Source organism: Gordonia prachuapensis, from assembly GCF_036350515.1.
In the GTDB taxonomy this organism is placed as follows: Bacteria; Actinomycetota; Actinomycetes; order Mycobacteriales; family Mycobacteriaceae; genus Gordonia; species Gordonia prachuapensis.
Genome location: NZ_JAZDUE010000006.1, coordinates 37,664 through 53,308, shown reverse-complemented (window position 1 = coordinate 53,308; position 15,645 = coordinate 37,664). Strand labels below are relative to the sequence as shown.

Annotated in this window: 12 protein-coding genes; all 12 read left to right on the top strand. The window is 68.9% G+C overall.

Annotation, left to right across the window (positions count from 1 at the left end; translation table 11 throughout):
• The first annotated feature begins 21 nt into the window (after positions 1-21).
• Positions 22-870 carry an inositol monophosphatase family protein gene (locus tag V1Y59_RS08525; protein ID WP_431309131.1) on the top strand — a complete coding sequence of 283 codons (849 nt, stop codon included), beginning with the start codon at positions 22-24 and terminating at the stop codon, positions 868-870.
• Positions 867-1,640, top strand: a complete 774-nt coding sequence (hisF, locus tag V1Y59_RS08520; RefSeq protein WP_330504396.1) for an imidazole glycerol phosphate synthase subunit HisF — start codon at positions 867-869, stop codon at positions 1,638-1,640. Before V1Y59_RS08525 ends, hisF begins: the two co-directional genes overlap by 4 nt.
• Positions 1,640-2,032: a phosphoribosyl-AMP cyclohydrolase gene (gene hisI, locus V1Y59_RS08515; RefSeq protein WP_330504394.1), complete on the top strand. Its 393-nt coding sequence runs from the start codon at positions 1,640-1,642 to the stop codon at positions 2,030-2,032. Before hisF ends, hisI begins: the two co-directional genes overlap by 1 nt.
• A gap of 37 nt (positions 2,033-2,069) precedes the next feature.
• A complete protein-coding gene (locus V1Y59_RS08510; protein WP_062393159.1) occupies positions 2,070-2,249 on the top strand; it encodes a tautomerase family protein in 180 nt (59 codons plus the stop codon).
• Entirely contained in the window at positions 2,246-3,832 is a 1,587-nt protein-coding gene (locus tag V1Y59_RS08505; RefSeq protein ID WP_330504393.1) for an anthranilate synthase component I, read from the top strand. The genes V1Y59_RS08510 and V1Y59_RS08505 overlap by 4 nt, the downstream gene beginning before the upstream one ends.
• Positions 3,829-4,701: a TIGR02234 family membrane protein gene (locus tag V1Y59_RS08500; RefSeq protein ID WP_330504392.1), complete on the top strand. Its 873-nt coding sequence runs from the start codon at positions 3,829-3,831 to the stop codon at positions 4,699-4,701. The genes V1Y59_RS08505 and V1Y59_RS08500 overlap by 4 nt, the downstream gene beginning before the upstream one ends.
• A 77-nt stretch (positions 4,702-4,778) precedes the next feature.
• The gene (gene trpC, locus V1Y59_RS08495) at positions 4,779-5,597 is read left to right on the top strand and encodes an indole-3-glycerol phosphate synthase TrpC (RefSeq protein ID WP_330504391.1); all 819 of its coding nucleotides are present in this window, start codon (positions 4,779-4,781) and stop codon (positions 5,595-5,597) included.
• A gap of 46 nt (positions 5,598-5,643) precedes the next feature.
• Positions 5,644-6,963, top strand: coding sequence for a tryptophan synthase subunit beta (gene trpB, locus V1Y59_RS08490; RefSeq protein ID WP_330504390.1), 1,320 nt, complete (start codon positions 5,644-5,646; stop codon positions 6,961-6,963).
• A complete protein-coding gene (trpA, locus tag V1Y59_RS08485; RefSeq protein WP_330504389.1) occupies positions 6,960-7,784 on the top strand; it encodes a tryptophan synthase subunit alpha in 825 nt (274 codons plus the stop codon). The genes trpB and trpA overlap by 4 nt, the downstream gene beginning before the upstream one ends.
• 64 nt (positions 7,785-7,848) lie before the next feature.
• The gene (lgt, locus tag V1Y59_RS08480) at positions 7,849-9,342 is read left to right on the top strand and encodes a prolipoprotein diacylglyceryl transferase (protein WP_330504593.1); all 1,494 of its coding nucleotides are present in this window, start codon (positions 7,849-7,851) and stop codon (positions 9,340-9,342) included.
• A gap of 211 nt (positions 9,343-9,553) precedes the next feature.
• Complete coding sequence (gene gltB / locus V1Y59_RS08475; RefSeq protein ID WP_330504388.1) at positions 9,554-14,125, top strand: glutamate synthase large subunit; 4,572 nt, start codon at positions 9,554-9,556, stop codon at positions 14,123-14,125.
• Positions 14,118-15,623 (top strand): glutamate synthase subunit beta, encoded by a 1,506-nt coding sequence (locus tag V1Y59_RS08470; RefSeq protein WP_330504387.1) that lies wholly within the window; start codon positions 14,118-14,120, stop codon positions 15,621-15,623. Before gltB ends, V1Y59_RS08470 begins: the two co-directional genes overlap by 8 nt.
• The last annotated feature ends 22 nt before the right edge of the window (positions 15,624-15,645 follow it).

Sequence of the window (15,645 nt, the reverse complement as noted above, 5' to 3'; positions counted from 1 at the left end):
GCCCCGATGAACCAGGCCCTCATGAATCACACCGAACTGCTCCAGACCGCGGGTGACATCCTCGACTCCGCCGTCGACGACTTCGTCGCCGGTCTCGGGGCGCCCAGCGCCGTGGCGAAGGGCGCCACCGACTTCGCCACCCAGGTCGACCTCGACCTCGAACGCCGCATCGCCACCGAACTGGTCGAACGCACCGGAATTCCGGTCCACGGCGAGGAGTTCGGCGGCCCGTCGGTCACCGAGGGCACGGTGTGGGTGCTCGACCCGGTGGACGGCACCTACAACTACTCGACGGGTATGCCGCTGGCCGCGATCCTCCTCGGTCTCCTCGTCGACGGCGAACCCGTGCTGGGACTGACCTGGCTCCCGCTGCTGGGACGACGATTCGCCGGACACGTCGACGGACCGCTCCTCGTCGACGGCCACCCGGTGCCCCCGCTGGATCGCCTCGACCTGCAGGCCGGGGTCATCGCATACGGTCCGTTCAACGCCGCATCGCAGGGTCGCTATGCCGGCGCCCGACGTGTCGACGTGGTGCGCGCGCTCAGCTCACGGATCGCGCGGCTACGGATGACCGGCAGCACCGGCGTCGACATGGCCTACACCGCCGCCGGCGTGTTCGGCGGCGCCGTCGCATTCGGCCGGCACGCCTGGGACAACGCGGCCGGGGCGGCGCTGGTGCGGGCCGCGGGCGGTGTGGCGACCGACCTCGGCGGAACCCCGTGGACCGCGACGTCGACATCGCTGGTGTGTGGCGCACCCGGATTGCACGAGGAGCTGATGGCGGTCATCGGAGACGTCGTCGGCGACGAATGGGGCACCGCGCCAACACAACCCGGAACAAACGAGGCGACAGGAGGGCGACCATGACTGTGGCGGTACGCGTCATCCCCTGTCTCGACGTCGACGCCGGTCGCGTGGTGAAGGGTGTCAACTTCCAGAACCTGCGCGACGCGGGTGACCCCGTCGAGCTGGCCGCCCGCTATGACGCCGAAGGCGCCGACGAACTCACCTTCCTCGACGTCACTGCGTCGAGCTCCGGTCGCGCGACGATGATCGACGTCGTCACACGCACCGCCGACCAGATCTTCATCCCGCTCACCGTCGGCGGCGGCATCCGCACCGTCGACGACGTCGACACGATGCTGCGGGCCGGCGCCGACAAGGTCGGCGTCAACACCGCGGCCATCGCCCGACCGGATGTGCTCGCCGAGATGAGCCGACGATTCGGGTCACAGTGCATCGTGCTGTCTGTCGATGCGCGGACCGTGCCCGAGGGCGAGCCACCCACCCCATCCGGGTGGGAGGTCACCACACACGGCGGTCGCCGCGGCACCGGCATCGACGCGGTCGAGTGGGCCGTTCGGGGCCAGGAGCTGGGGGTGGGGGAGATCCTCCTCAACTCGATGGACGCCGACGGCACCAAGCAGGGCTTCGACCTGCGGATGCTCACCGCGGTCCGGGCGGCTGTCGACGTCCCGGTCATCGCCAGCGGTGGCGCCGGCGCGGTCGCCGACTTCGCGCCCGCCGTGCAAGCCGGAGCCGACGCGGTGCTCGCGGCGTCGGTCTTCCACTTCGGTGAACTCACCATCGGCGACGTCAAGGCGGCGATGGCGGACGAAGGGATCACGGTGCGCTGATGGCCCTCGACCCCGAACTCGCCGCCCGCCTCAAACGCAACGAGGACGGACTGTTCGCCGCCGTCACGCAGGAACGCGGCACCGGGACGGTGTTGATGATGGCGTGGATGGACGACGCCGCCCTGGAACAGACCCTGACCACCCGCCGGGCCACCTACTACTCGCGGTCGCGACAGCAGTACTGGGTGAAGGGCGAGACCAGCGGCCACACCCAGTACGTCCACGACGTCCGTCTGGACTGCGACGGCGACACCGTCCTGCTCGTCGTCGACCAGACCGGCGCGGCGTGTCACACCGGCAATCACAGCTGCTTCGACACCCCCTCGTTGTTGCCGGTCACCGGCGACCCGACCCCGGGTATCGGTTCGAACCCGGGCGACGCGCGAGAATGAAGTCCGGCCCACGACCAGAAAGGCGGTGACGGCGCACATGCCCCTCATCCAGATCTCGCAGACACCCGGCCTCTCCGACCGGGTCAAGCGCGAGACCATCGCGGCGGTGACCGACGCCTATGCCAAGGCGACCGGAAAGAACCCGGACTCGGTGTGGGTGACGATCACCGAGGTGCCCCGCCAGCAGTGGGGCGTCGGCGGCGAGCCGCTGGGATGAGTGCCGCCGGAAAGAGTGCGCCCGGCACCCACGCCGGCCAGACCACGCTCGAGGAGTTCCTCGATCTCGCGGCCGACCATCGGGTGGTCCCGGTGACCCGAAAGGTGCTGGCCGACTCCGAGACACCGTTGTCGGCCTACCGCAAGCTGGCCGGCGACCGCGAGGGCACGTTCCTCCTCGAGTCGGCGGAGAACGGGCGATCGTGGTCGCGGTGGTCGTTCATCGGGGCGCGTTCGCCGTCGGCCCTGACCGTCGTCGACGGCCAGGCCCGCTGGTGGGGTGAGGTGCCCAACGGTGCACCGGTGGGAGGCGACCCGCTGCAGGTCCTCGCCGAGTCGCTGGAGCTGCTCGCCACCGACCCGTTTCCCGACATGCCACCTCTGACCGGTGGGTTCGTCGGATTCTTCGCCTACGACATGGTGCGCCGGCTGGAACGCCTCCCCGAGACGACCGTCGACGACCTGGGCCTACCGGACATGATGATGCTGCTGGCGACCGACCTCGCCGCGGTCGACCACCACGAGGGCACCATCACCCTCATCGCCAACGCGGTCAACTGGGACGGCTCCGACGACCGCGTCGAGGAGGCCTACGCCGACGCGGTTGCCCGACTCGACCGCATGACCGACGCCCTCGCCGCACCCGCCCCGTCGACCGTGTCCCACTTCGACCGGCCCGCGCCCGACTACTCGGCACAACGCACCCTGGCCGAGTACAGCGACATCGTGACCGACCTCGTCGGCGACATCGAGGCCGGCGAGGCGTTCCAGATCGTCCCGTCGCAGCGCTTCGAGATGGCGACCGACGCCGACCCGATCGACGTCTACCGGGTGCTGCGCGCCTCCAATCCGAGCCCGTACATGTACCTGCTGCGCATGCCGGGCGCGTTGGGTTCGGGTCCGGTCGGCGGCGGGCCGTTCACCATCGTCGGTAGCAGTCCCGAGGCGCTGGTCACCGTCGCGGACGGGGTCGCGACCACGCACCCGATCGCGGGTACCCGCTGGCGTGGCGCCACCGAAGAGGAGGATCAACTCCTCGCCAAGGGCCTCGTCGAGGACGACAAGGAGAACGCCGAGCACCTGATGCTCGTCGACCTCGGCCGCAACGACCTCGGTCGGGTGTGCCGGCCCGGGACGGTGAAGGTCAGCGACTACCGCCACGTGGAGCGCTACAGCCACGTCATGCATCTGGTGTCGACCGTCTCCGGCACGCTGCGCGACGACAAGCATGCGCTCGACGCCGTCACCGCGTGCTTCCCGGCGGGCACCCTCACCGGAGCGCCGAAGGTGCGGGCCATGGAACTGATCGACGAGCACGAACTCACCCGGCGCGGCCTGTACGGCGGCATCGTCGGCTACCTCGACTTCGCCGGGGACGCGGACACGGCCATAGCGATCCGGACCGCGCTGATGGCCGACGGACGCGCGTTCGTGCAGGCCGGCGGCGGGGTCGTCGCCGACAGCGAACCCGAGTACGAGTACAACGAGGCCCGCAACAAGGCCACCGCCGTACTCAACGCCGTGGCCGCGGCAGGCACCATGCGCCGGGTCGGTTCGGCCGACGAGTCGGCGGCGTCGCGATGACCGCGTCAGACGATCCGTCCGCATCGGGATCCGTGGCCTCCCCGACGGTCTCCGAAGCCGCCACGAAGTCCTACCTGCGCCGGCGTCAGATGCTCGCCGCGGTCCTGTTGGCGGCCTCGGCGCTGGCCTTGTGGTCGGCGTCGCGGCTGGTCTGGTGTCGTGTCCTCGCCTCGGACGGACTGGCACCGCCGCGCACGTTCGAGGTCAAGGGCGCCGACTGGAGTCCATGGCTGACCCCGCTTGCCCTGGTCCTGCTCGCCGCCATCCTCGCCGCCTTCTCGATCCGCGGGTGGGGTCTGCGGCTGCTCGCCATCCTCATCGCCGCCGCCGGCGTGTTGTCGGCGATCCCGGCGCTGTCGTTGATCATCGACGGGGCCGAATCGGGTTACGCCGCCGAGGCCGCCGAGATCCCCGGGCGGTTCCAGCCCTTGCTCATCACGACCAACTCCTGGGCCGCCGCGGTCGTCCTCGTGGGCGCGGTGTGCGCCGTGATGGCCGGGATCCTGCTCCTGCGGGTCGCGGGCGGCGCCTCCGGGATGTCGTCGAAGTACCAGACACCCGGAGCGCGACGCGCGGAACTCGAGCGCCAGATCTTCGCCGAACACGAGCGGCGCACGGCCACCCGATCGGACGCGGCCGGGACCGACGGACATGAGGCCGGCACGACCGGGTCCGACCCGAACGGGGCTGCCGACCGCGACACCGCTGCGACGCCGGCGGCCGCCGACGGTAACGAAGAACCCACGACCAACGAACGCATGATGTGGGACGCGTTGGACACCGGAATCGATCCCACCGACGTCGACGATTCCTCCGGCCCGGACGCCACACCCGATGACCCCGAACCGCGCCGCGAACACGGTGCCTGATCGGCCAACCCGAACACAGCCCAGATCCGGCGCCGGTCTACCCTGAGAACACACGAACACCGAAAGGGGGCCACTGCGTGAGTACGCCGACTGTCCTCGACTCCATCATCGAGGGAGTGAGAGCCGACGTTGCCGCGCGTGAGGCCGTCGTCGACTATGCGGCCGTCAAGGCGGCCTCGGCCAAGGCCCCTGAGGCCAAGGACGCGATGGCCGCCTTGCGTCAGCCCGGCATCGGTGTGATCGCCGAGGTCAAGCGGGCGAGCCCGTCGCGTGGCGATCTGGCCGCGATCGGTGATCCCGCCGAACTCGCCAGTGCCTACGAGGCCGGCGGCGCGCGCATCATCAGCGTCCTCACCGAGGAGCGTCGCTTCCGTGGTTCGCTGGCCGACCTCGACAGCGTGCGCGCCGCGGTGAACATCCCGGTGTTGCGCAAGGACTTCATCGTCGGGCCGTATCAGATCCACGAGGCCCGTGCCCACGGCGCCGACGTCATCCTGCTGATCGTCGCGGCCCTCGAACAGAACGTGCTCGCCGCCCTGCTCGACCGCACCGAGAGCCTCGGCATGACCGCCCTGGTCGAGGTGCACACCGAGGAGGAAGCCGACCGCGCCCTGGAAGCGGGTGCGTCGGTGGTCGGCGTCAACGCCCGCAACCTCAAGACCCTCGAAGTGGACCGCGACTGTTTCGCCAGGATCGCGCCCGGTCTGCCCACCCAGGTGATCCGAGTGGCCGAGTCCGGGGTGCGCGGCACCGCCGACCTGCTCGCCTACGCCGGCGCCGGCGCCGACGCGGTCCTGGTCGGGGAGGGCCTGGTCACCAGCGGTGACCCGCGCGCCGCGGTCTCCGAGCTGGTCACCGCGGGTACCCACCCGTCCTGCCCGAAACCGGTTCGCTGACGGCCGTTCTCCGTCCCCCGAACCCGCTAGCGACGACGAGAGAACCGTGACCGCGAACACCGACAGCTCAGGCGTCAGCACCTACCCGGCCGCGAGCGCCGGCCTTGCCTCCCGCACGTCCATCGAACCCGACCAGGGTGGTCATTTCGGCGTCTACGGCGGCCGGCATGTCCCGGAAGCGCTGATGGCGGTGATCGACGAGGTCACCACCACCTACGAGAAGGTCCGCGCCGACGACGACTTCCTCGCCGAACTCGACCGGCTGCAGCGCGACTACACCGGTCGGCCCTCGCCGCTGTACGAGGCCGTGCGGCTGCGCGAGGCCGCCGGCGGGGCCCGCATCTTCCTCAAGCGCGAGGACCTCAACCACACCGGTTCGCACAAGATCAACAACGTCCTCGGGCAGGCCCTGCTCGCGCAGCGGATGGGCAAGTCGCGGGTCATCGCCGAGACCGGGGCCGGTCAGCACGGGGTCGCGACGGCGACGGCCTGCGCGCTGCTCGGCCTCGAATGCGTTGTCTACATGGGCCGGGTCGACACCGACCGTCAGGCGCTCAACGTCGCCCGGATGCGGCTGCTCGGCGCCGAGGTGATCGCCGTCGACAACGGTTCGGCCACCCTCAAGGACGCCATCAACGAGGCGATGCGCGACTGGGTCACCAACGCGCACAACACCTATTACTGCTTCGGCACGGCCGCCGGGCCGCACCCGTTCCCGACGATGGTGCGCGATCTGCAGCGCGTCGTCGGTCTCGAGGCCCGCGCCCAGATCGTCGAACAAGCCGAACGTCTGCCCGACGCCGTCGTGGCCTGCGTCGGCGGCGGCTCCAACGCCATCGGCATCTTCCACCCGTTCATCGACGACCCCGACGTGCGCCTGGTGGGCTACGAAGCTGCCGGCGACGGCGTCGAGACCGGACGGCACGCAGCCACATTCACCGGTGGGACGCCGGGCGCCTTCCAGGGCGCCTACTCCTATCTGCTGCAGGACGAGGACGGCCAGACGATCGAGTCGCACTCGATCTCGGCCGGACTCGACTATCCCGGCGTCGGCCCTGAGCACGCCTACCTCAAGGACACCGGCCGAGCCGAGTATCGGCCGATCACCGACTCCGAGGCCATGGATGCGCTGGCTCTGTTGAGTCGGCGCGAGGGCATCATCCCGGCCATCGAATCCGCACACGCGGTCGCCGGCGCGCTGAAGCTCGGTCAGGAACTGGGCGAGGGGGCGATCATCGTCGTCAGTTTGTCCGGCCGCGGCGACAAGGACGTCGACACCGCCGCCCGATGGTTCCACCTGTTCGACAAGCCGCCCTCACAGGACGAGGCCGCGGCCGGAGGCGAGCAGACAGGGGAGACGACATGAGCGCCGCGCCGATCGCCAAGACCGCGCCCTCACGGCTGGGGCCGACCTTCGCGCGTTGCCGCGACGAGGGCCACAGCGCCCTCATCGGATATCTGCCGGTCGGATACCCCACGGTCGACGAGTCCGTCGACTTCTTCCGGACGATGGTGGCGGCCGGCTGCGACATCATCGAGGTCGGCGTGCCGTACTCCGACCCGGTGATGGACGGCCCGACCATCCAGGAGGCCGCCGACACCGCGCTCAGCAACGGTGTGCGGGTGCGAGACGTGATCACCGCCGTGGCCGCGATCGCCGACGCCGGCGGGCAGGCCGTCGTGATGAGCTACTGGAACCCGATCCTCCAGTACGGAGTCGACCGCTTCGCGCGTGATCTGTCCAACGCCGGCGGAGCCGGCATCATCACCCCCAACCTGATCCCCGAAGAAGGGGCCGCCTGGCATGCGGCGTCGGACGAGCACGACCTGGACCGCATCTACCTGATCGCGCCGTCCTCGACCGAGGAACGCCTGGCGATGACCGTCGATGTCTCGCGGGGCTTCATCTATGCCGCATCCACCATGGGTGTCACCGGAGCACGTGATGCCGTCTCCGACGCCGCGCCGGAACTCTGTGCCCGGGTCCGCGCCCACTCCGACATCCCGATCGGCGTGGGGCTCGGGGTACGCAGCGGCGCCCAGGCGGCGGAGATCGCTGGCTATGCCGATGGTGTCATCGTGGGGTCCGCGCTGGTGAGCGCTGCCAAGACCGGCACCGACGCCTTGGGATCGCTGGTCGCCGAACTGGCCGACGGGGTACGCTCTCCGGCGCCGGCGGCACCCTGATCTCCGACGTCTCACCGTCGGCTAGGGTGGCAGCGTGACGGTGCCGACACCCCTTGCTGGGCCGATGATCGACGGAACGACACATTCGACAGCGGCCATTCTGGCCTACATCCCCAGCCCTCCCGAAGGGGTCTGGAATCTGGGTCCGTTCCCGATCCGCGCGTATGCGCTGTGCATCATCGCCGGAATCATCGTCGCCGTCTTCTGGGGCAATCGTCGCTGGAAGGCCCGCGGAGGCCAGGAGGGTGAGGTCCTCGACGTCGCGATCTGGGCGGTCCCGTTCGGTTTGATCGGCGGTCGGCTGTATCACGTCGCCACGGATTGGCAGACCTACTTCGGTGACGGTCCCAAGGAGCCGATCGATGCGCTCAAGATCTGGGACGGCGGTCTCGGCATCTGGGGCGCCGTGGCTTTCGGTGCGCTCGGCGCATGGATCGGGGCGCGTCGGCACGGCATCAAACTGCCGCCGTTCGGCGACGCACTCGCCCCGGCCATCCTGCTCGCACAGGCGATCGGCCGTCTCGGCAACTACTTCAACCAGGAACTCTACGGCGCGGAGACCACGCTCCCGTGGGGTCTGGAGATCTACGAACGGGTCGACTCCAGCGGGTTCGCCGATCCGGGCCTGATCGCGGGCACATCCAACGGGGTCGTCGTCGCGGTCGTCCACCCGACGTTCCTCTACGAGATGCTGTGGAACATCTTCGTCGTGATCGTGCTGGTCCTCGTCGACCGGTACTTCCGCATCGGGCACGGCCGTTTGTTCGCTCTCTACGTCGCCGGTTATTGCGTCGGACGGTTCGGCATCGAGCTGATGCGGACCGACCCGGCGACCCACATCTTCGGCACCCGCATCAACGTGTTCACGGCCGTGTTGGTCTTCGCCTGCGCGGCAGCCTACTTCGTGCTCGCCCCGCGGGGGCGTGAGCAGGGGCTCTCGATCTATCACCCGGAGCGCGCAGCGGAGCTGGAAGCGCTCGGCGCGATCGGGTATGTCGACGACCGCGAGGACGGGCCGGACCACGACGTCGAGGCCGAGGCGCAGGCCGCCGGCCGGACCTCGAGCGCCGCAGAGGCGGCGCTCGCCGCCGCGATCGCCCGCCACACCCCCCGCGACGCGCAGGGCGAACCCCTCGAATCGTCGAGTTCCTCCGACGCGTGGGTGCTCGAATCCGACACCCCCGATGCCGACGGAACCCCGGATGACGCCGACGGCACCCCGGATGACGCCGACGGCACCCCGGATGACGCCGACGGCACCCCGGATGATGACGCCGACGGAACCCCGGATGATGACGCCGACGGAACCCCGGATGATGACGCCGACGGCACCCCGGATGATGACGCCGACGGCACCCCGGACGATGACGCCGACGGCACCCCGGACGATGACGCCGACGGCACCCCGGACGATGACGCCGACGGCACCCCGGATGATGCCGACGGCACCCCGGATGATGCCGACGGCACCCCGGATGATGCCGACGGCACCCCGGATGATGCCGACGGCACCCTCGATGACGCCGACAGCACCCCCGACGACACCGACCGCACCTAGCGCCACCCACGTCACCGGAATCACACCACCTCCGGCATCGATCGCCTCGCAGTAGACGGCATTGCCTGATTCGGTCGGATAGAGTGGTGAATCACGGTGCGCCGGATCAGCCCATCCGACTACAGCCACCGACATTGCTCCACGGGCCAGCGTTGTCCCTGAGGACAATCGAGCATTTGCGATTCGTCAGCGAGTCGAGTGGAGGTTCGAGATGTTGTTTTCAGCGTTGCCGGCCAAGCAGGGGCTGTACGACCCCGCCGCAGAAGTCGATTCGTGCGGCGTCGCGATGGTCACCGACGTGTACGGACGGCGGTCGCATTCGATCGTCGCCGACGGTCTCCTCGCCCTGGAGAACCTGGAGCATCGTGGTGCCGCAGGCGCCGAGGTGAACAGCGGTGACGGCGCGGGCATCCTCATCCAGCTCCCCGACGAACTACTCCGCGCGGTGGTCGATTTCGACCTGCCCGCGCCGACCTCGGCCGGCGAGAACACCTATGCCGCCGGCAACTGCTTTCTCCCGGCGGACCCGGCCCTGCGTGAGCGTGCAATCGAGCGGGTGACCGCACTCGCCGACGACGAGGGGATCACCATCCTCGGATGGCGCGAACTGCCCGTCGACGTCGAGGGTGCCGACATCGGCGAGACCGCGCTCGGCTGCATGCCCTACATGATGCAGTTGTTCGTCACCGTCGATCCGGCCGACGGCGAGCGCCGGATCGGAGGACTCGACCTCGACCGCTTCATCTATCCGTTCCGCAAGCAGGCCGAGCGTCTGACACCGGAGATCGAGGAGGCAGGCACCGGTCTGTACTTCCCGTCGCTGTCGAGCCGCACCATGGTCTACAAGGGCATGCTCACGACGATGCAGCTCCCACTCTACTACGACGACCTGCGCGATGACCGCTGCCACAGCGCGATCGCCATCGTCCACTCGCGCTTCTCGACCAACACCTTCCCCTCGTGGCCGCTGGCCCACCCGTTCCGGTTCGTCGCACACAACGGGGAGATCAACACCGTGCGCGGCAACCGCAACCGCATGCGTGCCCGCGAGGCCCTGCTCGAGACCGATCTCATCCCCGGCGACCTCAAACGCGCCTTCCCGATCTGCACGCCCGACGCCTCGGACTCGGCGTCGCTGGACGAAGTGCTCGAACTGCTGCACCTCGGCGGGCGCAGCGTGCACCACGCCGTGATGCTGATGGTCCCCGAGGCGTGGGAGAACGTGCCGGTGATGGATCCGAAGCGGCGGGCATTCCTGCAGTTCAACGCGTCGCTGATGGAGGCGTGGGACGGTCCGGCGTGCGTTACCTTCACCGACGGCACGGTCGTCGGGGCGGTGCTCGACCGCAACGGTCTGCGTCCCGGTCGGTGGTGGCAGACCCGCGACGGTCGGGTCATCCTCGCCTCCGAGTCCGGCGTCCTCGACATCCCCGTCGACGACGTGGTCGCGAAGGGCCGGCTGGAGCCCGGTCGTATGTTCCTCGTCGACACGCAGCAGGGACGCATCATCCCCGACGAGGAGATCAAGGCCGACCTGATCCACGCCGAGCCCTACGACGAGTGGCTGCATGCCGGCCTGCTCGACATCGCGACGCTCCCCGCGCGCCCCGTCTACAAGCCCAACCACAACACGGTGGTGCGTCGGCAGCTGTCGTTCGGATACACCGAGGAGGATCTGCGCGTCCTGCTCACCCCGATGGCGGCGGCCGGATACGAGCCGCTCGGTTCGATGGGCACCGACACCCCCGTCGCCGTCCTCTCCAAGCGGTCCCGCCTGCTCTACGACTACTTCGTCGAACTGTTCGCGCAGGTCACCAACCCGCCGCTGGACGCCATCCGCGAAGAGATCGTGACCTCGATGGCCCGCGTGATGGGGCCCGAGCAGAATCTGCTGGCGCCGACCGCGGCCTCGTGCCGGCAGATCCTGCTGCACTGGCCGGTCATCGGCAACGACGACCTCGCCAAACTCGTCCACATCAACGACGACGGGGACAACCCGGGCCTGTCGGCGAAGGTGCTGCACGGCCTGTACGAGGTCGCCGAGGGCGGTCAGGGTCTCGCCGACGCTCTCGAGGATCTGCGGATGCGGGCCAGCCAGGCGATCGCTGAAGGCCACACCACGCTCGTCATCTCCGATCGGCACACCGATCGTGAGCATGCGCCGATCCCGTCGCTGCTCGCGACGTCGGCGGTGCATCACCACCTGGTCCGGACCAAGGAACGCACCAAGGTCGCCCTCGTCATCGAGTCCGGCGACGCCCGCGAGGTGCACCACATCGCCCTGCTCATCGGCTTCGGCGCCGCCGCGGTCAATCCCTACCTGGCACTCGAGACGATCGACGACCTGATCGGCGAGGGCGAACTGATCGGTGTCACACCGTCGAAGGCCGCGCGAAACTATCTGGAGGCGCTCGGCAAGGGTGTGCTCAAGGTGATGAGCAAGATGGGCATCTCCACCATCAGCTCCTACACCGGCGCGCAGGCGTTCGAGGCGGTGGGACTGTCCTCGGCGGTCGTCAAGGAATACTTCACCCGGACCGTCTCCCGGATCGAGGGCGTGGGCCTCGACGAACTCGCCGAAGAGGTGCGGATCCGTCACCACCGCGCGTTCCCGGAGAACCCGACCGAGCAGGTCTACCGCCGCCTCGATGTCGGCGGCGAGTACCAGTACCGCCGGGAGGGCGAACTGCATCTGTTCACCCCGGAGACGATCTTCCTGCTGCAGCACGCCACCAAGACCGGTCAGGCGGAGATCTTCCAGAAGTACTCCGACGAGGTCGACAAGCTCTCCCGCGAAGGCGGCACGCTGCGCGGCCTGTTCGATTTCGATCTGTCCGCCCGGGACCCTATCCCGCTCGAGGAGGTCGAGCCGGTCGAGGCCATCATGACCCGGTTCAACACCGGCGCGATGAGCTACGGGTCGATCTCGGCGGAGGCGCACGAGACGATCGCGATCGCGATGAACCGGATCGGTGGACGCTCCAACTCGGGTGAGGGCGGCGAGGACGTCGACCGCCTCTACGACCCGGAACGTCGCAGCGCCGTCAAACAGGTGGCATCGGGACGGTTCGGGGTCACCAGCGACTATCTGACCAACGCAACCGACATCCAGATCAAGATGGCGCAGGGCGCGAAACCCGGTGAGGGCGGCCAACTCCCGGCGTACAAGGTGTATCCGTGGATCGCCAAGACGCGTCATTCCACGCCGGGTGTCGCGCTGATTTCGCCGCCGCCACACCACGACATCTACTCCATCGAGGACCTCGCCCAACTCATTCACGACCTCAAGAACGCGAACAAGGATGCGCGCATCCACGTCAAATTGGTGAGTGCCGTCGGGGTCGGCACGGTGGCCACCGGCGTGTCCAAGGCGCACGCCGACGTCGTCCTCATCTCCGGCCACGACGGCGGAACGGGTGCATCGCCGTTGACGTCGCTCAAGCATGCCGGCACACCGTGGGAGATCGGCCTGGCCGATGCGCAGCAAACGCTCATGCTCAACGGTCTGCGTGACCGCATCACCGTGCAGTGCGACGGCGCCCTGCGTACCGGGCGCGACGTCATCATGGCGGCGCTGCTGGGGGCCGAGGAATACGGCTTCTCGACCGCGCCGCTCATCGTCGCCGGATGCATCATGATGCGTGTCTGCCACCTCGACACCTGCCCGGTGGGCGTGGCCACGCAGAATCCGGTGCTGCGGTCGCGGTTCACCGGGCAGGCCGAGCACCTGGTCAACTTCTTCCGGTTCATCGCCGAGGATGTCCGGAAGTATCTGGCGCAGTTGGGTTATCGCACTCTCGACGAAGCCATCGGGCAGTCGCAGCGGTTGCACACCGACGAGGCGGTGGCGCACTGGAAGAGCAAGGGCCTCGACCTCACGCCGATCTTCCGCAAGTTCGAGGACAAGGGTCCGACGCGGCGCCTCCGCGGCCAGGACCACGGCCTCGACCGTGCCCTCGACCAGACGTTCATCCAGCTCGCCGAGGGCGCCCTCGAAGACGCGCATCCGGTGACGCTGGAACTTCCGGTACGCAACGTGAACCGGACGGTCGGCACGTTGCTCGGCGCCGAGGTCACCCGCCGCTACGGGGCCGAAGGTCTCGCCGAGGACACCATCACCGTTCAACTGACCGGGTCGGCCGGCCAGTCGCTCGGCGCGTTCCTGCCGCCAGGCGTCACCATCAAGCTCTCCGGTGACACCAACGACTATGTCGGCAAGGGGCTATGCGGCGGGAAGATCATCGTCGCACCGAATCCGGACGCATGGTTCATCGCCGAGGACCAGGTGATCGCGGGCAACACCATCCTCTACGGCGCGACCTCCGGCAAGGTGTATCTGCGGGGACGGGTCGGCGAACGGTTCTCGGTGCGCAACTCGGGCGCCACCGCGGTCGTCGAGGGTGTCGGTGACCATGCCTGCGAATACATGACCGGCGGTCGCGTGGTGATCCTCGGACCGACCGGCCGAAACTTCGCAGCCGGTATGTCCGGCGGCATCGCGTACGTGTACGACCTCGACCCCGGCAAGGTCAACACGGCGATGGTCGAACTCCTCCGCCCCGACCCGGACGATCTGCAGTTCCTGCACGACACCATCGCCACCCACACCGAGCTGACCGGGTCGGCCATCGGCGCGTCGATGCTCGCCGACTGGCCACGGCGATGCCTGGCCTTCACCAAGGTGATGCCGAGCGACTACAAACGAGTTCTCGACGCCGCGCGGATGGCAGAAGCCGAAGGGCGCGACGTCGATTCAGCGATCATGGAGGCGGCACGTGGCTGATCCACGCGGATTTCTGGAAGTCGGGAAGAAGGAGTCCAGGTACCGGCCGGTCGGGGAGCGGGTGCAGGACTGGGGCGACGTGTACGCCCATCCCGACAACCCGATGCTCGAGTTGACCGAGGTCTCCGAGCAGGCCCGCCGGTGTATGGATTGCGGCATTCCGTTCTGTCACTCGGGGACTGCCGGCTGCCCACTGGGCAATCTGATCCCGGAGTGGAACGACCTGGTGCGGCGGGGACGATGGGACGCGGCGAGCGCGCGACTGCACGCGACGAACAATTTCCCCGAGTTCACCGGGCTGGTGTGTCCGGCACCGTGTGAGGCGGCGTGCGTGCTGTCGATCTCGGAGGCCACCACCGGCGGCAGTGTCACGATCAAACGCGTCGAGAAGACCATCGCCTACGAATCGTGGGCCGAAGGGATCATCGGTCCCGAGCCGCCCGCGGCCACAACGGGCAAATCGGTCGGCGTGGTGGGTTCGGGGCCGGCCGGTCTCGCGGCCGCGCAGCAGCTCACCCGTGCAGGACACGAGGTGACGGTCTACGAGCGCGACGACCGGCTCGGCGGACTGCTGCGCTACGGCATCCCGGAGTACAAACTGCCCAAGTCCGACGTCGACCGTCGCGTCGCGCAGATGCGTGCCGAGGGCACGGAATTCGTCACGAGCTGCGACGTCGGCGTCGATCTGTCGGTGGACGACCTGCGCTCACGCCACGACGCCGTCGTGCTCGCCATCGGGGCCATGGAGGCCCGCGACAACCCGGTTCCCGGCCGCGACCTCAATGGTGTCCACCTGGCGATGGAGCACCTCGTCCCGGCGAACAAGGAATGTGAGGGTGACGGCCCGACGCCGATCACCGCAGCCGGCAAGCATGTCGTCATCATCGGCGGCGGTGACACCGGCGCCGACTGCCTGGGGACCGCGCATCGCCAGGGGGCCGCCTCGGTGGTGCAGCTCGACTACAACCCGGCGCTCCCGGAGGACCGCGACGACGACCGATCCCCGTGGCCCACCTGGCCGCTCGTGATGCGGACGTCGTCGGCACACGCCGAGGGCGGTGTGCGTAAGTACGAGGTGGCGGTGCAGCGGTTCGTGGGTGACAGCGACGGCAACGTGACCATGATGGTGCTCGCCGAGGTGCAGGTCTCCCGTGAACCCGACGGTCGCCGGGTGGTCACACCCGTCGGCGACGAGTTCGAGATCCCCTGCGACATGGCGCTTTTCGCGATCGGCTTTGCCGGCGTCCGCGGTGGCCCGCTGCTCGACGACCTTTCGTTGGAGCCCAACCGCAGGGGAGTCCTGTCGTGTGGAAGCGATTGGCAGACCGATGCGCCCGGCGTGTTCGTCTGTGGTGATGCGCACCGCGGCGCCTCCCTCGTCGTGTGGGCGATCGCCGAAGGGCGGTCGACAGCTCGGGCCGTCGACGAGTTCCTGATGGGTGGCTCGGATCTGCCGTCGCCGGTCCGGCCGGCAGCTTTGCCGCTGTCGGTGCGGTGACCATTTCGAATCCGACGTGGCG